This window comes from Methylocucumis oryzae, from assembly GCF_000963695.1.
Taxonomy (GTDB): domain Bacteria; phylum Pseudomonadota; class Gammaproteobacteria; order Methylococcales; family Methylomonadaceae; genus Methylovulum; species Methylovulum oryzae.
Window position 1 is genome coordinate 1 of record NZ_LAJX01000069.1, and the last position, 22,541, is coordinate 22,541.

The window sequence follows — 22,541 nt, forward strand, 5'->3', positions numbered from 1 at the left end:
AGAAAAACTGCTCCCTGCGTTTTCTGCATTCGCCACGTCCTTGTGGCTTGAGGTGTCGGCAGCAGGGATGCTGCCGCCAAGCCTACAGGGACGTATTTACGGCGTCCTTCACTCTAAACAACCTGTCCCGGCTTAAGTGGGTAGCCAAAACTTGCAAGCTTAGACTAGCAAGCTGCTCTGTTAACTGAGCAATCTAACATGCATAACTGTCTAAACGGACTGAAATTCTTTACGTTGCTCCCCATAAATCGCAGGCCTCGCTACCTTGTAGTAAAAAGTCTTATTAGATGAATGTACAGCATCGACCATATCGTCTATACTCGAATCACATAAACCTGGGGCCGTTTATCTATTTTAATAATTACAAATGAATTCAACAATTTACAAAAGAATTGCAAAAGCGCTCGCCGCGATAGGTATGTTAATTGTGATTGTCATACCCGGCGAGGTTTTACACCTAGTTTTAGAAGTTTTGCATTTAATTTGGGAATACTTCGTCGAATTATTGCATTTATTATTTGAAGGCGTTGAAATGACACTCGATACGGTTATCGAGCTGTTATTTGAAACGGATTTGCGCAGTACCCAAATCATTGTTTTTTATATTATCGTTTCAATCATTGGCTATATGCTTTATCGGCTGTGCAAAAAAATTCCTGCCTGGTTTTTGCGGATGAAAGCTAAATTATTAGCCTGGTATTATAAAAAGCTTAGCGACATCTGCACTTACTGGCGTAACTTAAGTATGTTGGAAAAAACCAAGTTAATCGTCATGACTATTGGCGTTTGCTATGCAATGATTTTCTTCTCACTTTAAGCAATACCTTGCCAATTATCCGGCGTCAACACACTGTTTACGCCCGCTCTGCTATTATCGCAAACCGGATAGTCCAGCGTATAATGCAAGCCACGACTTTCCTTGCGCTGTAAAGCACAGCGAATTATCAATTCTGCCACAATCACCAAATTGCGTAACTCTAATAAGTCGCTGGTCACGCGGAAATGGCTGTAATATTCAGCGATTTCATATTTTAGTAACTCGACTCGGCTTAGTGCGCGATATAAGCGCTTATCGGTACGCACAATACCAACATAGTCCCACATAAAATGCCTTAACTCATCCCAGTTGTGTGACACCACCACTTCTTCATCAGAATCACTCACTTGTGACTCATCCCAATCGGCGACCGGTTTAGGGACGGGAATATTGGGTAATTTGTTCAAAATATCGATACTGGCACGCTCAGCAAATACTAGACATTCCAGTAATGAATTACTAGCCATACGGTTAGCACCATGCAAACCGGTACTCGCCACTTCGCCTATCGCATATAAATTAGCAATATCGGTACGCGCAAAACTATCAGTTAACACGCCGCCGCAAGTGTAATGCGCAGAAGGCACAACCGGTATTGGTTGCTTAGTTATATCAATCCCAAACTTCAAACATTTTTTATGAATTGTTGGGAAGTGGTGCAAGATAAAGCTTTCCGGTTTATGGCTAATATCTAAATACACACAATCTATACCGCGTTTTTTAATTTCATGGTCTATCGCTCTTGCGACTATATCACGTGGCGCTAGCTCTGCCCTTGCATCAAAGTTAGCCATAAAAGGCGTCCCATCAGGCAAAACTAACCGGCCACCCTCACCTCGCACCGCTTCAGTAATTAAAAACGACTGCGCCTTAGGATGATACAAACACGTTGGATGAAATTGCATAAACTCCATGTTACTGACACGGCAGCCTGCGCGCCATGCTAGCGCGATGCCATCGCCGGTCGCACATTGCGGATTAGTGCTGTATAAATACACTTTACTCGCTCCGCCGGTTGCTAACACAACAACTTTAGCCAACATGGTCTTAACTTTTTGTAGTTGCGTATCTAACACATAAGCACCAACAATTGTTTTACCGACCGGTGTTGCTGATGTGGTAATCAACTCAACAACATTATGATGCTCAAATAAAGTTATATTGGGATGTTCCTTCGCTCTATCAATCAGTGACAACGACACCGCTTTGCCTGTTGCATCAGCAGTATGTACAATGCGCCTATGTGAATGACCGCCTTCACGATTTAAATGTAAGACTTTTTCACCCGATTCTGATAGTTCTTCGGTAAACTCGACGCCTTGCGCTCTTAGCCATTGAATCGAACTTTTTGCCATGCATGACGGTCAGTCTGACAATTTCTGGGTTACATAAGCCGGCACCGGCATCTAATGTATCGTCGATATGAGATTCTATCGAATCCTGCTCATCAAATACGGCGGAAATACCGCCTTGAGCGTAATAAGTGCTGCCTGCGGTTAAGGCAAATTTGGAAAGAACGGCAACCTTAAGAGAACATGCAGCTAGTTTCAGTGCTAAACTCAGACCGGCACAACCGCTGCCGACTATAAGCGCATCAAAGTTTTCAGAATATGACATAACAGTAGAAAGTGTACCATCGCCGATAGTGGCTTAGTTTGAATAGATTGGCGATAATACCGCTTTTTAAAGCGATAACACAATTGTGTCTAAAGAACTTATCTTGTTTAATCCTGTCTACCCCACACAATATTAAAGAGCGTTAGTGAATAGCAAAACCAGGACTAATGAACAACTCGATGATGAGCTGGTGTCGCGCGTACAGCAAGGCGACAAAAAAGCTTATGATTTATTGGTCATTAAATACCAACATAAGATTATCCAACTGGTCAATCGATACCTTAAAGACCCTAGCGAAGCACAAGATGTTGCGCAAGAAACCTTTATTAAGGCTTATAAGGCGATAGGCAGCTTTAGAGGTGAATCAGCATTTTATACCTGGCTTTATCGTATCGCGATTAATACTGCGAAAAATTATTTACTATCCAGAGTTCGCAGGAATACTAATGCAGAACTCGATATTGATGATGCTGAGGCGATAGAAAATGCGCCTCAACTACAAGGCTTAGAAACCCCTGAACGATTATTAGTCAACCAGGATATTGTTGAAACAATTCAGGCAACAATTGACGCATTACCTGAGGAAATGCGCACAGCTATTATGTTACGCGAATTTGATGGCTTAAGTTATGAAGAAATTGCGATTGCTATGGACTGTCCAGTCGGTACGGTCAGGTCGCGAATCTTTAGAGCACGTGAAGCCATTAATAGTCAATTAACCCCTTTGCTCGAACACGGTGATTTTCGATGAATAACACGTTACATCAAAAAATTTCTCAGTTTCTTGATAATGATTTGGCAGACCCCGAAGCCTTAGAGTTGCTACAAGCGATACATTCCGATAATGCACTCAATCAAACTTATCAACAGTACGCGATAATTAGCCAAGTCATTAAGACAGGCGACTATATTCCAGTCAAACCGGATTTTGCCGCACAAATCTCGGCCCGAATTGAACAAGAACCTTACCACTTCAACCCTAGTCTGAAAAAATCAGCACCTAGCCGTTATCGATGGTATGCCGTGGCCGCATCGGTACTCGCACTTAGTGTATTAGTGGTTCATTATGATAAACAGCTTACCCCTACATCTCATCAAGCCTCAATGCTAAGCATGAGCAAGCCGGCTCCTCCACTGACTAATAAAACAGCCTCGCAATTAGCCCAAAATCAGTCACAAAAACCGTTAAACAAACGTATAAACGACTATTTACAAGCCCACAACAATAGCGTTTACACCAGTGGCGAAACCAATACAGCAGCTTCTTTAACCAGCGTAACCTCATATAATCAGAAATGAGTGTAGGCAAATACTATCTCTTAGTTTTTTTACTGTCAGTGACAGTATCCGCAACAGCAACCGAACCAGCGCACTTAGAAACCGAAACGACCTCACCTGCCAAAGCACTATTGAGCAAGATGCTCCATGCGATGGCAACGTTAAATTACCAGGGGACGGTAGCGTTTTTAAAAAATGGCAAACTTGAGCCCATGAAATATTTTCATGCCGCGAAAAAAGGCGCTGAGCAAGAGCGCTTGTTGTCGTTGAACTCACCTATGCGGGAAATTATTAGAGATGCGGGTAAAGTAAGCTGTTTTTACAAAACAACAGAACAACTTGTGGTTGACTATAGACCCTTTGAGCGCTCGTTTTTACTGGATTTACCTGATAATCTGAATGACTTAGACGCACTTTATCAAATCGAATTGTTACCTGACGAAGATGTTGCTATGCTGCCGGTACATGTCATTTTGATAAAACCTAAAGACACGCTTAGGTATAGCCATAAAATATGGCTAAGCAAGCAGCAATTACTGCCGTTAAAAGTTTCCGTATATGATGAACAGGGCGAAGTTCTGGAACAAATGGTTTTTACCGAATTACATGTGTTTCCGGATTTACCGTTTGTCAGTGCTAACAAACCTGACCCTAACAATCCGGTGCAGCAAACTTACGCGTTACAAGCACAATCATCCGAACAAGCAGGATTTTACCTTAAGCAAATACCTAAAGGCTTTAAAGAAGTCTTTTTTACCCGTAGGCCCATGCACAATTCAGAACAACCGGTAGATCACTTGCTGTTAAGCGACGGACTCGCCTCGGTATCAGTTTATATGGAGCCTATTAACCCACAAATCAATAATGCGCGTAACGACGAAGAACATGTGGATTCGGTTGGGGCTATTCATTTTTATAGCCGCCATATCAACGATTATGAATTAACTGTAATGGGGGAAGTCCCCCCAGCAACGGTCAAATTAATTGCGGAAGGTATTGCATTGCGCGCGCCTAATAAACCATAAAAAGCAGCAAACCCTACAAGCTCATCATTAATAAGGAGATTTTATGCTCAACACCCTGAGATATGGCATATTTATGCTATATGCTTTTTCCACCTTAACTTACGCGCAATTACCTGATTTTACTGAAATGGTTAAAACGAATGGGGTCGCAGTAGTTAACATTAGTACCACGCAGAAACCCAAGCTGCGTAGTAATAAGCCACCTATGCCTCAGCAGCAATTGCCGGAGAATATCCCCCCGAAATGGAAGAGTTTTTTAAACATTTCTATGATAGTCCTTATGGTGGTGGCGACGGTAGCGATGACGACGATGGTTTTGGCTCAGGCGAAGCACAATCATTAGGTTCTGGCTTTATTATTTCCGATGATGGTTATGTCTTAACCAATCATCATGTAGTCAAAGACGCTGACGAAATTGTCGTTAAGCTCACCGATAGACGCGAACTTGTCGCGAAACTCATTGGCTCAGATGCCCGCACTGATATTGCGTTACTTAAATTAGATGCCAATCATTTACCGAGCGTCCATATTGGCTCACCACAAGAATTGCAAGTCGGCGAATGGGTATTAGCGATTGGCTCGCCGTTTGGTTTTGAGCAAAGCGTAACAGCAGGCATTGTCAGTGCCAAAGGCCGTAATTTACCTGGCGGCAATTATGTGCCGTTTATCCAAACCGATGTTGCGATAAATCCTGGTAACTCTGGTGGCCCTTTATTTAATATGAAAGGCGAAGTGGTAGGCATAAACTCGCAAATCTATAGTCGTACCGGTGGCTTTATGGGCTTATCGTTTTCTATCCCCATGGACGTCGCGATGAATATCGTCGATCAAATCAAAGATCACGGTAAAGCTGATCACGGTTGGTTAGGCGTACAAATTCAAGATGTCACTCGCGAATTAGCTGAGTCCTTTGGTATGAAAAAACCGCAAGGCGCGTTGGTATCAAAAGTCATGCCTAATAGCCCTGCGGAAAAAGCAGCCTTACAAATCGGCGATATTATTATCGAATTCAATGGTCATAGCATTGATAAATCAAGTGATTTACCGCCTTTAGTCGGTATGACACCTATTAATGAAACGGGTACTTTGAAACTATTAAGACAAGGCGATGAAAAAACCGTTACCTTTAAAATTGGTTTATTACCCGAACAAGACAAACAAATCGCATTAGCCGACGAAAAAGCTAAGCCAATTAACAAACTAGGCATTCGCGTCGCAGAATTAACCTCAGAACAGCGTGATAACTTAGAGCTGTCTCATGGTGGCGTGTTAGTTCAAGAAGTCGGCAATGGCCCAGGCAAAGAAGCCGGTATTATGCGTGGCGATGTAATTTTACGCATACAAAATAAAGTCGTGAACAGTCTGCACGATTTCGACAAGATTATTGAAGGTTTACCAACGGGAAAATCCATCGCGGTATTAATTCAACGTCGAGGCAACCCAGCCTTCTTAGCGTTAAAAATCGATAAATAAAAGCTTTACGGGGTAAAACTTAAGAGTTTTACCCCGACTTTAATAAACCACTTTAAACCGATAACGCTGTTGGCCCTTGCACATCATCAGGGTCACCTTCATAAGGCGTCGCATAACTACATTCTTTTTGCGGACAGGCTTTTTCTGTACCGTTACGCTTTGTCGTCTTAAGCGTTAAGATTGGCCAATGACAATGCGGGCAGGCTTCTTTTATCGGCGCATTCCAGACAGCATAAGAGCATTTTGGGTAGGTTGAGCACGAATAAAATACCTTACCATTTCTGGATTTTCGCTTTAATAAACTGCCTGACTGGCATGATGGACACGTTACACCAGTATCTTGTGGTTTTTCCAATGGCTCAATGTATTTACACTTAGGATAGCCGCTACACCCGATAAACTTACCATAACGCCCAGCCTTAATCACTAATGGTGACGCGCATTCAGGGCATTGCCTGCCTTCAACTACATCGACATCTTCACTCGCTGTCGAGTCCTCATGCAAATTACGCGTATAAGAGCAATCAGGATAACGCGTGCAGCCAATAAAACGACCATTACGACCTAAACGAATCGACAGCGGACTACCGCATTCTGGGCACTTCTCATCAATAGCTTCTTGGGTAACGTCTTTACGCTGTACGCTTTCTTCTTTTTCATGAATCAGCGTAGTAAACGGATTCCAAAACTCATGCATTAATGGAATCCATTCCCGCTCACCGCGTGACACCGCATCTAAATCATCTTCTAAATTTGCGGTAAAGTCGTAATCGACATATTTAGTAAAATGCTCAGTCAAAAATTTATTGACAATACGACCAACATCGGTGGGATAAAAGCGCTTATTGTCCAACGTCACATATTCCCGATTTTGCAACGTCGAAATAATCGTTGCATACGTCGAAGGACGGCCTATGCCATGCTCTTCTAACGACTTTACCAAACTGGCTTCACCATAGCGTGGCGGTGGCTCAGTAAAATGTTGCACAGCAATAATATCCGTTAAGGCCACACGGGTGCCTTCTTGCATCAGCGGTAAAAAGCTCTCCTTATCATCGCCCTCATGACTGTCGTCTTTACCTTCTAAGTAAACTGTCATAAAACCTGGGTCAATAATCGTTGAACCCGTTGCTCTGAAAACATGTTGCTCTGAACCACAAATCAAATCAACCGTAATCCGCTCTAGGGTAGCGTGTAACATTTGGCAGGCAATCGTGCGCTTCCAAATCAACTCATACAGTTTAAATTGCTCGTCGCTAAGGTAGCGCTTAATGTTAGCTGGCAGCCGTTTAATCGAGGTGGGTCTAATCGCCTCATGCGCTTCTTGGGCATTTTTCGATTTTGTCTTAAACGCTCTAGGTTCTTTCGGCACGTTATGTGCACCATAGATCTCGGCGATGAGCGTACGCATCTCTTCTACGGCATCAACCGATAAGTTAACCGAATCGGTACGCATATAGGTAATCAAACCCTCGGTTTCACCACCAATATCAATGCCTTCATAAAGCTGTTGAGCGACCATCATCGTCCGCTTAGTCGTAAAACCTAATTTACGCGCAGCTTCTTGCTGTAATGTTGAGGTAATAAAAGGGGGAGCTGGATGGCGCTTTTGTAATTTTTTTTCTAATTTGGCAACAGTTAAAAAACCATTAGCGGCTGCTAATAAAGCATCCCTAGCCTCATGAGCCGCAACCTCGGTTACCAGCGTAAATTGGGCTAATTTCTCGCCATTATAGTGCGTTAACTTTGCTTTAAAGTGTTGTCCTTGTTCAGCGAGCAGCGCATCTATCGTCCAATATTCCTGTGATTTAAATGCTTCAATAGCTAATTCGCGTTCAACAATCATGCGTAATGCCGGACTTTGTACGCGCCCCGCCGATAAACCACGCCGAATTTTTTTCCATAATAACGGCGATAAATTAAACCCGACTAGATAATCTAAAGCTCGACGCGCTTGCTGAGCATTAATTAAATTAATGGCCAATTGCTCAGGATGAGCAATAGCTTCAGTCACCGCTTTTTTGGTAATTTCATGAAAAACAATTCTATGAACGCCTTTGTTTTTCAACAATTTTTTTTCATTCAGCAACTCATATAAGTGCCAAGAAATCGCTTCACCTTCTCGGTCCGGGTCAGTTGCCAAATATAAGTTATCGGCTTGCTTGAGCGCTTTAGTGATAGCTTGCACATGCTTCATATTGCGCTCAATCACTTCATATTTCATTGCAAAATCATGGCTAGGATCAACCGCCCCTTCTTTAGGCACTAAATCGCGCACATGACCATAAGAGGCTAAAACCTGAAAATCTTTGCCTAAATATTTTTCTATGGTTTTTGCTTTTGCCGGTGATTCTACAATAACAAGATTTTTACTCATTCAACTTAACCAAACTCAATAACACGCTGATTAATTAAGATAAACAGGCACTAAATCATAAATCAAATCTTCCATTCTGGAAAATGCAATTTCTTCATCAGGTTGACTTAATAACACCATTAAGACAATCCATTTAAGTTTATCAATAGAAATTTCTTCATTTTCCAATGCCATCGCTCTATCTATCACAATCTCGCGATTCGCTGACGATAAAATTCCGCTATGCTCTAAAAACATAATGAAACCGCAACACTCGACATCTAGCTTAGATTTTTCCTCAACGCTAAAAATACGAAATGAATTCGGCACTGTGGTTGTGATTGCCCTCTGCCAGCTTAGTGACTCTAACCAATCGAACGCTTTATTGACTTCACCTGAGTTAAATCCGGCTTCTTCTAATTCGCTCTTAATCACATCGCTATCCGGCAACATATCCACCTCGTCTTCCATATAGTTCTCAAACAAATACATTAAAACATCAAAAATATTTTCTTTCATAGGCCGTTAAGTTTATTTAGTTCGAATATAACAACCAGCTGCGGTCGCTTCAATATAGCCTTGTAACTCTAAAATGAGTAGTGTCGAAGAAATCTCTTCAACCGATAAACCGGAATTTTGCACTAAAGTATCTATGGAAGTTGGGCTGAACATGACTAGATTCAATATGGTTTGCTGCTCCAGGTCAAGCTTTGATTGCGTGGATTCGTTATAAAATTCTTCATCTATTTGATTAAATTGACCTAATTCTTCAACAATATCATTAGTGGTCTCAACTAACTTAGCACCTTCGCGAATCAGAGCATTACATCCTCTTGCTAAAGGATTATGAATTGAACCTGGAATAGCAAACACCTCGCGATTTTGTTCTAATGCTAACCTTGCCGTAATTAATGAACCGCTTTGTTTAGCAGCCTCTACCACTAATAAACCTATGCTTAAGCCACTGATAATACGGTTGCGTCGCGGAAAATGATTGGCTTTCGCTAGCGTTCCTGGTGGAAACTCAGACACTAGCGCACCCGACTCAACAATCGCTAAGGCTAAGTCTTTATGCTGCGCAGGATAAACTCGGTCTAGCCCTGTACCAGCTACCGCTATCGTGACACCTTGACCATCTAATGCGCCTTGGTGACTCGCCGCATCGATACCTAACGCTAAGCCACTCGTAATTGCAAAACCTAAGCGGGCTAACGTACGCGCAAAGCTATAAGCAGTCTCTTTGCCTAGCGCCGAAGGATTACGACTACCTACCATCGCAAGCTGCGGCAGCGATAATACATTGGCATGACCACGCACAAATAAAACCGGTGGCGGGTCAGCTATTTGCTTAAGTAGCTCAGGGTAATCGGCATCGCTTATCGTCAGCGCTAACTGATTGGGCTGTGCTAACCAAACTAAGTCATTGTCAACGGTTTGCCAATCAGGAGCTTTTATCGCGCTAATACTTTGGGGGTTTAAACCCAGCGCAGCTAATGATGAAGCAGATTCAGCAAATAACTGCGCGGGTGAATGAGTAGCAAGAAGCTTTAGAAAAGTGCGAGAGCCGACACCTGGTGTGCGTAATAACGCTAACCAGAACTTTATGTCGGCCTGGGTATCGGTTGCGTGGCTCAGGGGGTTTGGACTCTATCTAAGACATGAATAGCTTGCGAAGCTTTCATGACCAATGCGTAACTAACACGCTCAAAAGGCCTGAACACCATCACAGCACCCGCAAGTTCATTAGGTAACTTAACTACTTCATTCGTTGTTTTGCTATAAATATCAACGATTGCTTTACCATCTTGATACACTTCTAACACATGACCGATACGCAACCCATCTCTAAGCCCCTTGTCCAATACGACAATATTATTAGTGCCAATTTGCGAAACACCGTCTAACACGCTAATGATTCTAGCATTGATTTTTTTATCGGGCGCTTTGGGAAAATAATTCAGCGTAATTTCTTCTTCTAGCTTTGGCATGACTTTATCACCTAAGCGCAACTCGCTCGCCGATTTTTTAATCAGCATGGTTGCCGGGTCACCGGGTTTCATTAACGTGGCATCGGCAATATATTCAGCTTCATAGCCTAATATTTCCCCGGTTTCAGGACTCACAAAGGTATCGCCACCCCGATAAACAGTAAACGCAGGATTTCTGGCTGACAATATTGAACGCACATAAATTTTATCGCCTACCCCAGCAATCACATGCTCACCTGCGACCGACACGATATAAGGTGACGCTGCTAATTCTCTTGGGTCAACGACTCTTGGCGACGATAAAAATTGCGCGATTTTATCCATTGGAATGACTTTAATCGCTTGCTGTAAATCCATTTCACGAATACAAGGTTTTAACTTGCCATCTTCTGGAAACGAAGTACGCCCATTCGTTAATTCCGCTTCGTGTAAAATACACGGCCCATCTTTAGGTACAGTAAATTCCACCGGCGCACGCGTTAAGCTAAGCTGCGGCTTGCCATTGACAATTGAAAAATAAACCGTATCACCTGGGTAAATTAAGTGCGGATTTTTAATTTGACTGTTATAACTCCAAAGCTCGGGCCATTGCCACGGATGGGTTAGAAATTTACCAGAGATGTCCCATAACGTATCACCTTTTACAACCGTGTATTGTTCAGGATGATTTGGATTAATTTGTATCTCTTCAGCATTTAACGTTAAGCTAAAGCAGAACAAACATAGCCAAGCAAAGAAAGTACGAAAAGCCATAATGATTCCTACGGTGTCTTTTTAACGGCATGAATTCAAAGTTTAGACGAATTCAGATAGAATTCTAGCATTTGTTAATTATAGTGGAGAGTTTGTTGAGTATTCTAACTATTCTCGAATTTCCTGATGAGCGCTTACGCAAAAAAGCCGCTCCAGTGATTGAGGTTGACGCTAAAATCAAGCGTTTAATTGATGACATGTTTGAAACCATGTATCGAGCGAAAGGTGTAGGTTTAGCCGCTACGCAAGTCAATGTGCACCTGCGTGTTATCGTCATTGATGTCAGTGAAGAAAAAAACGCACCGCTTTGCTTCATAAATCCTGAAATTATCACGGCTAGCGGCAGTAAAGAAGCAGAAGAAGGCTGTTTATCTGTGCCTGGTTTTTATGAAAACGTAAAGCGTAGCGAAGAAATCACCGTCAAAGCGTTAAATAAAAATGGCCAACCTTTTTGAGCTACAGGCAAAAGACTTGCTTGCCATCTGCATTCAACATGAAATGGACCATTTAGAAGGTAAATTATTCGTCGATTACATTTCATCGTTAAAACGCCAACGGATTAAAAGTAAATTGGACAAAATTCACCGGATGGAAAAAAGCCACGCATGAAAATAATTTTTGCCGGAACACCGGCGTTTTGCCGTGCCCAGTTTGCGGCTGTTGCTTAACTCTGAACACGAGGTCTGTGCCGTTTATACGCAACCCGACCGACCTGCAGGGCGCGGTCGACATATACAAATTAGCCCCGTTAAAGAAGTTGCGCTGAATGCCCATATTCCGGTGTTGCAGCCGACCAGTTTTGCTAATCCTAGCGATTTTCAACAGCTAGAAGCGTTTCAACCCGATTTAATCATCGTCGTAGCTTATGGCATGATTTTGCCGCAAAGCGTATTAGACCTACCTCAATACGGCTGTATTAATGTGCATGGCTCATTATTGCCACGCTGGCGCGGTGCGGCACCTATTCAACGCGCCATCATGGCTGGCGATGCAGAAACCGGGGTGACCATTATGCAAATCGTGCGCAAACTTGATGCCGGCGCTATGCTGCACAAAGAAAGCTATACAATTACCCCGACGGATACGTCTAGCGACGTTCATGACCAGCTCGCCGAATTAGGCGCAATAGGTTTAGCTAAAGTATTACCGCTGATAGAATCAGGACAATTAATAGCAGAGCCTCAAGATGAAACCTTGGTGACTTACGCAGAAAAATTAGACAAACACGAAGCCGATATTGATTGGACACAACCAGCAGAACTTATTGTGCGTAAAATTAGAGGCTTAAATCCTTGGCCAGTTGCTCAAACTCGCTACGATAACAACATACTACGCATTTGGTTAGCTGAGTGCAGCGACGCCAATCTTACGCTAGCACCTGGCCAAGTCAGTTGTGCTCATAAAAGCTTATTAGTAGGCACAGGCGCAGGTTTGGTAAAATTGACCGAAGTGCAACTGCCAGGCGGCAAACGCTTACCTAGCCATGCTTTTCTTGCCGCACACCACATCGACGGAGTAACCTTCGGTTGACTACCAACACACGCTTAATCGCTGCCCGTGCTATCACGCAAGTGCTTGCACACGGACACTCACTAACCGCAACCTTAGATAATTTATCGCAGAGTAAGTTATCGTCCCTTACCTTATCCGCACAAGATCACGCGTTTGTTCAAGCCTTGTGTTATGGCGTTTGCCGGTATTACCACCGCTTAGACTTTATCTTAAATCAATTACTGGACAAGCCATTAAAAGATTTAGAGCTCAAAGCGCTGGCTTTAGTCGGTTTGTATCAACTTAAGTTTATGCGAGTCAAACCTCATGCGGCCGTATCCGAGACTGTTTATGCAGTGCGCAAAAAACCTTGGGCCAAAGCACTGATAAATGCCTTATTAAGAAACTATTTACGCCAACAGCAAACGCTAGAACAAAAGGCCGATAACCATCAAACAGCCGCTTTTAGCCATCCCAACTGGTTAGTAGAACGCATACAACATGATTGGCCTGAGCAAGCAGAAACGATTTTAGCGGAAAATAATCGCCAGCCACCGATGACTATTCGAGTCAACACGGCTAAAACCACGCTGCAAGACTATCTAGCACAATTAACCGAACTTACGATACCAGCCAGCCGTGTTGAGCATTGTCCTTCGGCACTCACGCTAGATAAGTCAGTTAATGTCGAGCAATTACCTGGCTTCAGCTTAGGATTTGCCTCAGTTCAAGACAGTGCAGCGCAAATTGCCGCTGAGTTATTAACCGTCAATAGTGGCCATAGAGTTTTAGATGTCTGTGCCGCGCCTGGTGGCAAAACCAGTCATATATTGGAGTTACAACCCCAATTAAGCGAGTTAGTCGCTATTGATATTGATGCCGCGCGAATGCAGCGCGTAGAAGCCAATCTTAAACGCTTAAATCTATCTGCATCCGCTAGATTAATCGTCGGTGATGCATTAACGCCAGCAGATTGGTGGGACAATCAGTTATTTGACAGAATTTTATTAGATGCGCCGTGCTCTGCCTTAGGCGTGATTCGTCGACACCCTGATATAAAACTATTGCGTAGCGAACAAGATATAACTCACTTAGTTGCCTTACAACAAAAACTCTTAAATACCGTATGGCCTATGCTAGCGCCAGGGGGGATTTTGCTGTACGCCACCTGCTCTATTTTAAAACAAGAAAATGAGCAACAGATTCAAACCTTCTTAGCTCAGCACACCGACGCACAAGAATGCCCATTCGAGGCAGCTTGGGGAACAGCAACGACAGTTGGACGACAAATCTTAACCGGAGACTGCGCCATGGATGGTTTTTATTATGCTCGGCTGCGCAAGCTATAAATCACACGGGCTATCATGTAGTAAGCCACGATTAACATTAACGCTTACCGCCCAGATTATGGCGGTTTTTGGCGTCTTGCTATGCTGGATGCTAACACTCAACACAAGCCATGCTGAAAGTTACCAAGCCCACATCGATGCTATCAGCATTCAGGCGATTAACCATGATTACTGTTTATCCGCCCAAGTGAATTATGCGCTTAGCCCTAAAGCGCTAGAAGCCTTACAAAATGGCGTAGCACTCTACTGGACGATACGAATCAAGCTGGTAACTCCCCGGACATGGCTATGGGATGCAACTATCGCCGAGCTCAACTTAGGCTATCGTTTGCAATACCACGCATTATTAAATATGTACCGGGTTAAAAATGAAAACAGTTTAGGGCAACAAAATTACTCAAGTTTGGCAACAGCATTAGCGAGCATGGCTAAACTCGATAACTTCCCCATCATCAAAACCGACGTTGCCAATGCTTCAGATATTTTAGTCAAATTGAAAGTTGAGTTTGAACGCGAGGCCTTACCGTTACCGCTAAGGCCTGTCGCCTATTTAAGTCCATCATGGTCGCTGTCTAGCGAGTGGTTCACATGGCCGCTAGTAAAATAACCTTCCCGGTTAACGCTTACGTTATCGTTTTATTCGGCTTTATTCTATTGTCGCTGCAACTGATGAGTTCCGCGACACAAGAATCCTCAGAATTAGGTGAAATTTATTCCTGGTTATTGCTGATAAATGCATTAGGCTCCGTGATTTTACTGGGTTTAGTCGGCGCCAATATCGTCGCGTTAACCCGTCAATTAAAAAAACGCGAAGCTGGCTCAAAACTCACCATACGCATGATGTCGTTGTTCGTCGTGCTCGCATTAGCACCAGCCTCCATTGTGTTTTACTTTTCTATGCAGTTTCTGCATCAAAGCATAGATAGCTGGTTTAACGTTGAAATAGACCGCGCCATGAAAGATGCGTTGGAATTAAGCCAAGCTTCTTTAGATCAACGCATGCGTTGGCATTTAAAACAAACGCAACAATTAGCAGCGCAGTTAGAAACAACGGCCCCAGAATTGCTTAGCTTAGAAATTGAAAACCTCCGCGTTCTATCCGATGCTAATGAAATAGCCGTGTTTTCAGACCCAGGCAAAATCTTAGCGTCTAGCAGTACCAATCCTAGCGATATATTACCCAGCTTACCGGATGAGAATATTTGGTTGCAATTACGCCAAAACAAAGACTATGTCGCCCTCGCTCCAGTGCACGAAAATGAATTAATGATACGCGTCATTACTGTAATAAGAACCGCTAAGCCCCAGTATTTACAAGCGCTCTATCCGGTGCCGGTGCGTATTGCCGATTTAGCAGACTCGGTAGAATTCGCGTTTGTCCGCTATCAAGAAATGAACTTCTTACGGCATTCATTAAAACTCAGTTTTACGCTAGCGCTGTGTTTAGTGTTACTAATGAGCTTGCTAGCCGCTATTTGGGTCGCGTTTATCAGCATACGCCATATCATCGCACCCGTAAAAACCTTGGTAAAAGGCACGCAAGCGGTTGCTTCTGGTCATTATGGCCAACAACTGCCGGTTATCGCGCAAGACGATTTAGGTTTTTTAGTCGAGTCGTTTAATGATATGACCCAACGCATTGCCAAAGCGCGTACCGAATCCAGACTCGCCGGTCTTGAAATAGAAAACCAACGCGCGTATCTTGAAACCATATTATCCAACTTAACCGCTGGTGTGATTAGCTTTGATGTTAACTTCAAAATACGCACCGCCAATCAAGCGGCTTACCGGATTTTTCGCATTCAAGTGAATCAATTCATCGGTCACACGTTGTTACAACTCGCCGCCATCAGCACAGAATTAGCTGAGCCTTTAGTCTCAATACAATCACTCATTGAACAAGCCGACGATATTTGGGAGCAACGCATTGCTTTTCTAGGCCATAATGGTCGTCAAGAATTATTATGTCGCGGCACACCGCTGTACTCACAAGACGGCCTGCGCGTTGGTGCGGTAGTCGTGTTTGATGACGTCACCGACTTAATTCAAGCACAAAAAAATGCCGCCTGGGGCGAAGTCGCAAGACGCTTAGCTCACGAAATCAAAAATCCCTTAACACCAATTCAATTATCCGCTGAACGACTACAACACAAACTTGCCGATAAGTTAGAGCCTACAGATGCCGCGATTTTAGAACGCTCGACCAAAACCATTGTGCAACAAGTCGAAGCGATGAAAGAAATGGTCGATGATTTTTCCGAATATGCTAAACCGTCTAAAAAACAATCCGTAGCCATTGATTTAGCCACATTAGTACAAGAAGTCTTAGCACTGTATGCATTAAAATCAGATGTTGAGTTTAAAACTTATTTTGAACCTGGCTTATTGCCGATTAATGGCGACCCGGTTAGTATTCGTCAAGTGTTGCATAACTTAATTAAAAACGCGTTAGAAGCCATAGAATCCAAAGGCGTGATTGGCATCGATTTGCACCGTATGCAAAAAAATAACGCCGAATTTGTTGAAATCTGGCTGACCGATGACGGCCCTGGCATTAAAGAAGAGCACATTGAAAAAATTTTTGAACCCTATGTCACCACTAAAGCCAAAGGCACTGGCTTAGGCCTTGCCATAGTGAAAAAAAATCATAGAAGAACACGGCGGGGCTATCCGAGTTGATGTCAACCGTAAAACTGGCGCAGGTTTTATCCTGCAATTACCCGCAATTCACGCATAATCTGGCTACCAACGTAAGGCGGGGCAGGATATTCAGAGCATAGGTGTTGGCAGCAGAGATGCTGCCGCCAAGCCTAAAAAGACGTATTTACGGCGTCCTGCGTTCTGAATGATTTGTCCTGTCTTAAGTTGGTAACCCATAATCTTATTAGCACTGATGAACTCAACAAAACTACAACTATTAGTGGTCGATGATGAACCTGAGATTCGCCGCTTAGTCAGCGAAATTCTCGAAGACGAAGGCTATCAGGTCGCAATGGCGGATAATGCCAGCACCGCCCGCGATTTGAAAAAAACCATCAAACCCGATTTAATCTTATTAGATATATGGATGCCCGACACTGACGGCATCACCTTGCTAAAAGAATGGATAGCTGAGGACTCAAGCCTATGCCCTGTGGTCATGATGTCAGGCCATGGTTCGGTAGAAACCGCTGTTGAAGCAACGCGCTTAGGCGCTTTTGATTTCTTGGAAAAACCGCTATCGATGGCTAAACTGCTGCTCATTGTAGAGCGTGCGTTAGCCTCAAGTAATCAACCTTAGAACACCCAGCACACCGCCCTAGCGCGGCCACCGATATAGAACCTATAGGCAAAAGCGCCACGGTAGCCCGCATCAAAGACCAACTCAAACGCCTAGCGCAACACGAAGCAAAAGTGCTACTCGTCGGTGAAGCCGGGGTGGGTAAAGAGCTTTATGCGCGTTATTTACACAACAACAGCGCCCACAAAGAAGGACCTTTTGTCGATGTTGCTGTCGGCAGCATTGCGCCTGAAAACTCCGCAGTAGAATTCTTTGGCAAAGAATGCGCGGGCAAAGTGTATCCCGGCCTATTAGAGCGCGCGCATAAAGGCACATTATTCTTAGGCGAAATCGGTGGCATGGATAAAGAAACCCAACTGCGCCTATTAAGCGCACTCGAATCCAGCTCTTTTCTACGCGTAGGTGGTAGCGAAGCCGTGCGCGTAGACACCCGCGTCATTGCTTCGACCCGAATACCGTTAGACGAAGAAGTTAAAATGGGACGCTTCCGGCAAGATTTATACTTTTTACTGAACGAAGTTTCGTTGGAAATTCCACCACTTAGAAATCACAGCGAAGATGTGCCAGGCTTGCTCAGCTTTTATGTAGATTTCTTTGTTAATCAAGATAAATTGGCTTTCCGGCGTTTTTTCCATGGCGGCGCAAAATTTTTTTACGCAACTACGCTTGGCGCGGCAACGTCAGAGAATTAAAAAATCTAGTGCAACGCTTAATGATTTTAGGCGTCGGGGAAGACATAGAACTCGATGAAGTCAAAGCCGCGTTAGGAACCGTCGCTAGCGACATGAATTTATCAGCCTCGGTGCCAGATTTTCTTTAACTTACCGTTAAAAGAAGCCCGTGACCATTTTGAAAAAGCCTACCTAGAATACCATTTCGAACGTACCGGCGGCAGCGTAGCAAAATTATCCGCCGTGGTAGGTATAGAACGGACGCATTTATATAGAAAGCTACATTCGCTAAATATCAAACTTTAGGCAACTGTAGGCAGGTAGTCCCTACAAAACAATGCAGACCAACAAAATCAATAAGTTGAGACTCAAATTTTTAACATTTAATTTGCAGGCATTCTATAAAATCAATGAGTTAAAACTGGCAATTCACACAAAACACTCTACCTGCACTGTTTTGCACGGACTCTACCCGCAGACGCGAAATTTCTGAACAATGCGCCGACCCACTTTAACAAGAATTTCATAAACTGCCACCTTTACTATGAACTGTCCCAAAATACTCCAAGCCAAGGCCATTAATCATCATGTTTTAGCCATTGAGTTTAATAATGGCGAATAAAAATGGTATGACGTTCAGCTTTGCTAAAAAATAAACGGTTTTGGCCACTAAAAAAACTCGGGCTTTTTCAAAAATGTGCAGGTAGAAGCTGGTGGATATGCGGTTTTTTGGAATGAAGAAATCAATATTAGCGAGTATGAGCTATGGACTCATGGCAAGGATTCAATCGATCAGGCCATAGCCGCCACCCAAACCGTCATCAACCAAGCCCCTGCCCAAAAACAGGCGGTGCTGGATAAGTATTTATGAAATTTGAATGGGACGAATCCAAAAACCAAACCAACATCCGCAAGCATGGCGTTGATTTCCGTGATGCTGTTTATGTGTTTGCCGATCCGTTCGCGTTAAATTTGCTGGATGATGACCATTCGGCAGATGAAGAACGTTGGTTACTGTTGGGTGTAAACTTACGCGAACAAACTCTGCTGGTGGTGCATACTTACAGAACTGACGAAATAATCCGCATCATTTCCGCCAGAAAGGCAACCCACAATGAAAAAGCAACCTATTTGAAGAGGGTGAAAAAATGAAAGACGAATACGACTTTACCAACGCCGAACAAGGCAAGTTTTATGTGCCTATCGAAGACATTCAAGCACCGATTTACCTTGACCAAGATGTGGCAAGGTTTTTAAGCCAAAAGTGCAGTCCTGACAGGTTGCAAACATTGGTCAATGATTTGTTACGCAAAGATATTGAGATTGCCCAGCGGGTTGCCATTTAAGCCCATTGCTAGCAATGGGCAACTGGAACTAACCGCCATCGTCAAAAGGCAGGCGATGTTGGAAAAATATCTTTAGGAAAGCATCATGCACACCACTATTAACGGCATTTACGACAATGGCAAGGTTACTTTAGAAGAGTTGCCGCCTTCTGAAAAAAGAATGAAAGTACTGGTGACTTTTGTCGATGAGGAGATCCAGCCATCACTCAACAGCATCACGTTAGCCGCCCTGCAAGCCATCGAACAAGGTTTTGATGGGAAAAAGCCAAAATGAAAGATGCATACGATTTTTCCAACGCCGAACAAGGCAAATTTTATGTCGCAATCGAAGAACTCCCCCCATTATTAACAAAATCAAACAAAACACTTGCCAATAACAGCTCGTTTTAGTAGAATTCTCGCTCTTTTATTACGCCTTTATAGAAAACTGCAACGATGAAAACTTTTAGTGCAAAACCAGCCGAAGTGAAGCGTGATTGGTACGTTGTTGATGCAGAAGGCAAGACGCTGGGTCGGCTTGCTTCTGAGATAGCACGCCGTCTTCGCGGTAAACATAAACCAGAATACACACCTCATGTCGATACCGGTGATTACATAATTGTTGTCAACGTAGAAAAAATCGGCGTCACAGGTAACAAAGAAAAAGATAAACTTTATCATCACCACACCGGCTATATCGGCAATTTAAAAACCGTTAGCCTTGGCAAATTAAGACAGACTTATCCTGACCGCATTTTAACAACTGCTGTTAAAGGCATGTTGCCTAAAAAATGCCTTAGGTCGCGCGATGTTTAAAAAAATTAAAAGTTTATTCAGGCCCTAGCCACGACCATCAAGCCCAACAACCCAAAGTTTTAGAGATATAAGCGAGACATTATGGCAACAGCTCAATATTATGGAACCGGTCGCCGCAAAAGCTCAGTAGCTCGGGTTTATGCGACCAAAGGCAACGGCAAAATCACGATTAACGACAAATCTATTGAAGACTATTTTGGTCGCAAAACTGACCAAATGGTTTCCAGACAACCCTTAGGCTGTGTTAACTTAGATGGTGAGTTCGATATTAACGTCATCGTCAAAGGTGGCGGCCCGTCAGGTCAAGCAGGCGCTATTCGCCAAGGTTTAACCCGCGCATTGATGGAATACGATGAAACATTACGTCCAGCCTTACGCAAAGCAGGTTTTGTCACACGCGATTCACGCGTAGTAGAACGTAAAAAAGTCGGTTTACACAAAGCAAGAAAGCGTCCTCAATACTCAAAACGCTAATCGAGCTGTTTTACCGATTCACAAAAGGGTTGCATGTAAATGCAACCCTTTTTTTTATGGCTTATGCTAAACTGCTGCCACAAACCTGATAAGCCCATAATACACATCCATGCCGTTTTTAGAAATTAACCTATTGTTATTAGAAATGCTTTTTTCAAATAGCAATGATAGAATTGGTTCACAGTTTACTTATCCCCGATAACGGATGGCGATAGACTCACTTCCTTCAGAACACACACCGGCGCTGGAATTTAAAGGCAGCACGTTTTCCGTGCCTGTTTTATTCCTGTATAGCAATGACTTAGCGGTTATCGATCAACAATTACAACAAAAAATACAATTAGCCCCTGATTTTTTTAAAAATTCTCCTATTGTTTTTGACGTACAAGAGATTAATAAAAAAGAGCTTAATATCGATATTGCCGAACTGACGGGTATTTTATATAAGTCAGGTATGCTACCCATAGGTATTAGAGGTGGCAACAAAGAACAAAACAACAAAGCCTTAGAGCTTTTAATACCCGCCTACTCGTTACATCACAACATACTGCACGAAGCTAAATCAGCCGAATCAGCAAAAGACGCTAAAGCCAAAGTAGAAACCGAAGCTAAAGCCTTACCCGATAAAAACGCGGCAACGTTATTTATTAATCAACCGGTACGCTCTGGACAACGCATTTATTCACATGGCGATTTAATCGTCACCGCCCAAGTCAGCCCAGGCGCTGAAATTATGGCTGAAGGCAATATTCACGTTTACAATACGTTAAAAGGTCGGGTTTCCGCTGGCGTACTCGGTAATACTGATGCACGTATATTTTGCTTAAATCTTGAAGCCGAACTCGTTTCAATTGCTGGCCACTATAAAGTTAATGAAGACCTAGACGTCGCACACTATCGAAAAAAACCCGTACAAATCTATTTGCAAGAACACACTTTGATTATTGATATTATTTAGAGGAATACTTGTGGCAAGAATAATCGTCGTCACTTCCGGCAAAGGGGGGGTAGGTAAAACCACTACCAGCGCCGCTATCGCAATGGGCCTAGCTAAACGCGGCCATAAAACTGTCGTCATCGATTTTGATGTGGGCTTACGCAATCTCGATTTAATCATGGGTTGTGAACGCCGTGTTGTTTATGACTTTGTTAATGTCATTAATGGCGAAGCCGCCATTAATCAAGCCTTAATCCGTGATAAACATTGCGATCAACTCTATATTTTGCCCGCCTCGCAAACCCGAGATAAAGACTCACTCACCCAAGAAGGAGTAGGCCAAGTCCTAGAAGATTTAGCCAAAGATTTTAAATACATTATCTGTGACTCTCCGGCTGGCATAGAAAAAGGCGCACATTTAGCCATGTATTTTGCCGACGATGCATTTATCGTCACTAACCCTGAAGTTTCCTCTGTCAGGGATTCTGACCGCATGTTAGGCTTACTGGCTAGCAAATCACGCCGAGCAGAACTAAAACGCCGAACCTATTAAAGAATATTTATTATTAACACGTTACTCACCAGAACGCGTAAGACTAGGTGAGATGCTAAGTGTTAACGATGTGCAAGAAATATTATCGCTGCATTTGCTTGGAGTCATACCAGAATCCAAATCCGTGTTAAATGCTTCAAACTCGGGCGTTCCCGTTATCTTAGATGAAAAAAAGTGACGCAGGCCAAGCGTACGCCGATGTTATCGCTCGCTACTTAGGCGAAGAGCGTCCACATCGGTTTATTGATGAAAAGAAAGGACTGTTTGGAAAACTATTCGGGAGCAAATAATGAGCCTGCTCGACTATTTTAAAAGCTCGAAAGGGGGTTCGGCGGCTG

General features: G+C 43.3%; 16 protein-coding genes and 8 pseudogenes. 19 read left to right on the forward strand and 5 right to left on the reverse strand.

The genetic code is table 11. The features are described from left to right. Positions 1–367: 367 nt before the first annotated feature. Positions 368–817 (forward strand): hypothetical protein, encoded by a 450-nt coding sequence (locus VZ94_RS07530; RefSeq protein WP_045778765.1) that lies wholly within the window; start codon positions 368–370, stop codon positions 815–817. On the opposite strand, the pseudogene nadB reads toward VZ94_RS07530, so the two are convergent. After that, positions 814–2,434: pseudogene (gene nadB / locus VZ94_RS07535) on the reverse strand (L-aspartate oxidase). The gene VZ94_RS07530 and the pseudogene nadB overlap by 4 nt on opposite strands. Before the next feature lie 145 nt (positions 2,435–2,579). Between nadB and rpoE the strand changes: the two are divergent. The 4 genes and pseudogenes from rpoE (at position 2,580) to VZ94_RS07555 (ending at position 6,210) form a co-directional block, all read left to right on the forward strand. Further along, entirely contained in the window at positions 2,580–3,185 is a 606-nt protein-coding gene (rpoE, locus tag VZ94_RS07540; protein WP_045778766.1) for an RNA polymerase sigma factor RpoE, read from the forward strand. Next, positions 3,182–3,733: a sigma-E factor negative regulatory protein gene (locus tag VZ94_RS07545; protein ID WP_045778767.1), complete on the forward strand. Its 552-nt coding sequence runs from the start codon at positions 3,182–3,184 to the stop codon at positions 3,731–3,733. The genes rpoE and VZ94_RS07545 overlap by 4 nt, the downstream gene beginning before the upstream one ends. Positions 3,734–3,771: 38 nt before the next feature. After that, positions 3,772–4,737, forward strand: coding sequence for a MucB/RseB C-terminal domain-containing protein (locus tag VZ94_RS07550; RefSeq protein ID WP_239649726.1), 966 nt, complete (start codon positions 3,772–3,774; stop codon positions 4,735–4,737). 43 nt (positions 4,738–4,780) lie between these two features. Further along, a pseudogene (locus tag VZ94_RS07555) lies at positions 4,781–6,210 on the forward strand (DegQ family serine endoprotease). Between the two features lie 52 nt (positions 6,211–6,262). Here VZ94_RS07555 and topA read toward each other — a convergent pair. Genes topA through VZ94_RS07575 form a run of 4 tightly spaced genes read right to left on the reverse strand, consistent with a single transcriptional unit; the run spans position 6,263 to position 11,307 of the window. Next, positions 6,263–8,587, reverse strand: a complete 2,325-nt coding sequence (gene topA / locus VZ94_RS07560; protein ID WP_045778769.1) for a type I DNA topoisomerase — start codon at positions 8,585–8,587, stop codon at positions 6,263–6,265. Between the two features lie 30 nt (positions 8,588–8,617). Further along, entirely contained in the window at positions 8,618–9,085 is a 468-nt protein-coding gene (locus VZ94_RS07565; RefSeq protein ID WP_045778770.1) for a Smg family protein, read from the reverse strand. Positions 9,086–9,097: 12 nt separating this feature from the next. Further along, a complete protein-coding gene (gene dprA, locus VZ94_RS07570) occupies positions 9,098–10,201 on the reverse strand; it encodes a DNA-processing protein DprA (protein WP_204369080.1) in 1,104 nt (367 codons plus the stop codon). Then, positions 10,198–11,307 (reverse strand): LysM peptidoglycan-binding domain-containing protein, encoded by a 1,110-nt coding sequence (locus tag VZ94_RS07575; protein ID WP_045778772.1) that lies wholly within the window; start codon positions 11,305–11,307, stop codon positions 10,198–10,200. The genes dprA and VZ94_RS07575 overlap by 4 nt, the downstream gene beginning before the upstream one ends. 95 nt (positions 11,308–11,402) lie before the next feature. On the opposite strand from VZ94_RS07575, the pseudogene def reads away from it, so the two are divergent. The 14 genes and pseudogenes from def to minD all read left to right on the forward strand — a co-directional run bounded on the left by def (position 11,403) and on the right by minD (position 22,493). Further along, a pseudogene (gene def, locus VZ94_RS07580) lies at positions 11,403–11,916 on the forward strand (peptide deformylase). After that, a pseudogene (gene fmt / locus VZ94_RS07585) lies at positions 11,913–12,837 on the forward strand (methionyl-tRNA formyltransferase). The pseudogenes def and fmt overlap by 4 nt, the downstream one beginning before the upstream one ends. Continuing rightward, positions 12,834–14,147 carry a 16S rRNA (cytosine(967)-C(5))-methyltransferase RsmB gene (rsmB, locus tag VZ94_RS07590; protein ID WP_045778773.1) on the forward strand — a complete coding sequence of 438 codons (1,314 nt, stop codon included), beginning with the start codon at positions 12,834–12,836 and terminating at the stop codon, positions 14,145–14,147. The pseudogene fmt and the gene rsmB overlap by 4 nt, the downstream one beginning before the upstream one ends. A 58-nt stretch (positions 14,148–14,205) precedes the next feature. Then, complete coding sequence (locus VZ94_RS07595; protein ID WP_045778780.1) at positions 14,206–14,754, forward strand: DUF4390 domain-containing protein; 549 nt, start codon at positions 14,206–14,208, stop codon at positions 14,752–14,754. Continuing rightward, positions 14,736–16,884 (forward strand): annotated as a pseudogene (locus tag VZ94_RS07600) (sensor histidine kinase). The gene VZ94_RS07595 and the pseudogene VZ94_RS07600 overlap by 19 nt, the downstream one beginning before the upstream one ends. A gap of 156 nt (positions 16,885–17,040) precedes the next feature. Then, positions 17,041–18,404, forward strand: a pseudogene (locus VZ94_RS33130) (sigma-54-dependent transcriptional regulator). 391 nt (positions 18,405–18,795) lie between these two features. Further along, positions 18,796–18,969 (forward strand): hypothetical protein, encoded by a 174-nt coding sequence (locus VZ94_RS26390; protein WP_192828606.1) that lies wholly within the window; start codon positions 18,796–18,798, stop codon positions 18,967–18,969. Then, the gene (locus VZ94_RS07615; protein WP_045778774.1) at positions 18,966–19,250 is read left to right on the forward strand and encodes a BrnT family toxin; all 285 of its coding nucleotides are present in this window, start codon (positions 18,966–18,968) and stop codon (positions 19,248–19,250) included. Before VZ94_RS26390 ends, VZ94_RS07615 begins: the two co-directional genes overlap by 4 nt. After that, positions 19,247–19,444 carry a hypothetical protein gene (locus VZ94_RS07620; RefSeq protein ID WP_045778775.1) on the forward strand — a complete coding sequence of 66 codons (198 nt, stop codon included), beginning with the start codon at positions 19,247–19,249 and terminating at the stop codon, positions 19,442–19,444. Before VZ94_RS07615 ends, VZ94_RS07620 begins: the two co-directional genes overlap by 4 nt. 85 nt (positions 19,445–19,529) lie before the next feature. After that, the gene (locus VZ94_RS07625) at positions 19,530–19,718 is read left to right on the forward strand and encodes a hypothetical protein (protein ID WP_045778776.1); all 189 of its coding nucleotides are present in this window, start codon (positions 19,530–19,532) and stop codon (positions 19,716–19,718) included. Between the two features lie 161 nt (positions 19,719–19,879). After that, positions 19,880–20,310, forward strand: a pseudogene (rplM, locus tag VZ94_RS07630) (50S ribosomal protein L13). A 10-nt stretch (positions 20,311–20,320) separates the two neighbouring features. Further along, positions 20,321–20,713: a 30S ribosomal protein S9 gene (gene rpsI / locus VZ94_RS07635; RefSeq protein ID WP_045778778.1), complete on the forward strand. Its 393-nt coding sequence runs from the start codon at positions 20,321–20,323 to the stop codon at positions 20,711–20,713. Positions 20,714–20,918: 205 nt separating this feature from the next. Next, positions 20,919–21,671, forward strand: coding sequence for a septum site-determining protein MinC (gene minC, locus VZ94_RS07640; protein ID WP_045778779.1), 753 nt, complete (start codon positions 20,919–20,921; stop codon positions 21,669–21,671). Positions 21,672–21,681: 10 nt separating this feature from the next. Beyond that, positions 21,682–22,493 (forward strand): annotated as a pseudogene (gene minD / locus VZ94_RS07645) (septum site-determining protein MinD). The last annotated feature ends 48 nt before the right edge of the window (positions 22,494–22,541 follow it).

Excerpts from the sequence above, each read along its gene's own strand:
- VZ94_RS07530 (WP_045778765.1), top strand. The coding sequence starts at position 368 with ATGAATTCAACAATTTACAAAAGAATTGCAAAAGCGCTCGCCGCGATA.
- VZ94_RS07545 (WP_045778767.1), top strand. The coding sequence starts at position 3,182 with ATGAATAACACGTTACATCAAAAAATTTCTCAGTTTCTTGATAATGAT.
- topA (WP_045778769.1), bottom strand. The coding sequence starts at position 8,587 with ATGAGTAAAAATCTTGTTATTGTAGAATCACCGGCAAAAGCAAAAACC.
- VZ94_RS07565 (WP_045778770.1), bottom strand. The coding sequence starts at position 9,085 with ATGAAAGAAAATATTTTTGATGTTTTAATGTATTTGTTTGAGAACTAT.
- VZ94_RS07575 (WP_045778772.1), bottom strand. The coding sequence starts at position 11,307 with ATGGCTTTTCGTACTTTCTTTGCTTGGCTATGTTTGTTCTGCTTTAGC.
- VZ94_RS07595 (WP_045778780.1), top strand. The coding sequence starts at position 14,206 with ATGGCGGTTTTTGGCGTCTTGCTATGCTGGATGCTAACACTCAACACA.
- VZ94_RS07615 (WP_045778774.1), top strand. The coding sequence starts at position 18,966 with ATGAAATTTGAATGGGACGAATCCAAAAACCAAACCAACATCCGCAAG.
- VZ94_RS07620 (WP_045778775.1), top strand. The coding sequence starts at position 19,247 with ATGAAAGACGAATACGACTTTACCAACGCCGAACAAGGCAAGTTTTAT.
- VZ94_RS07625 (WP_045778776.1), top strand. The coding sequence starts at position 19,530 with ATGCACACCACTATTAACGGCATTTACGACAATGGCAAGGTTACTTTA.
- rpsI (WP_045778778.1), top strand. The coding sequence starts at position 20,321 with ATGGCAACAGCTCAATATTATGGAACCGGTCGCCGCAAAAGCTCAGTA.
- minC (WP_045778779.1), top strand. The coding sequence starts at position 20,919 with ATGGCGATAGACTCACTTCCTTCAGAACACACACCGGCGCTGGAATTT.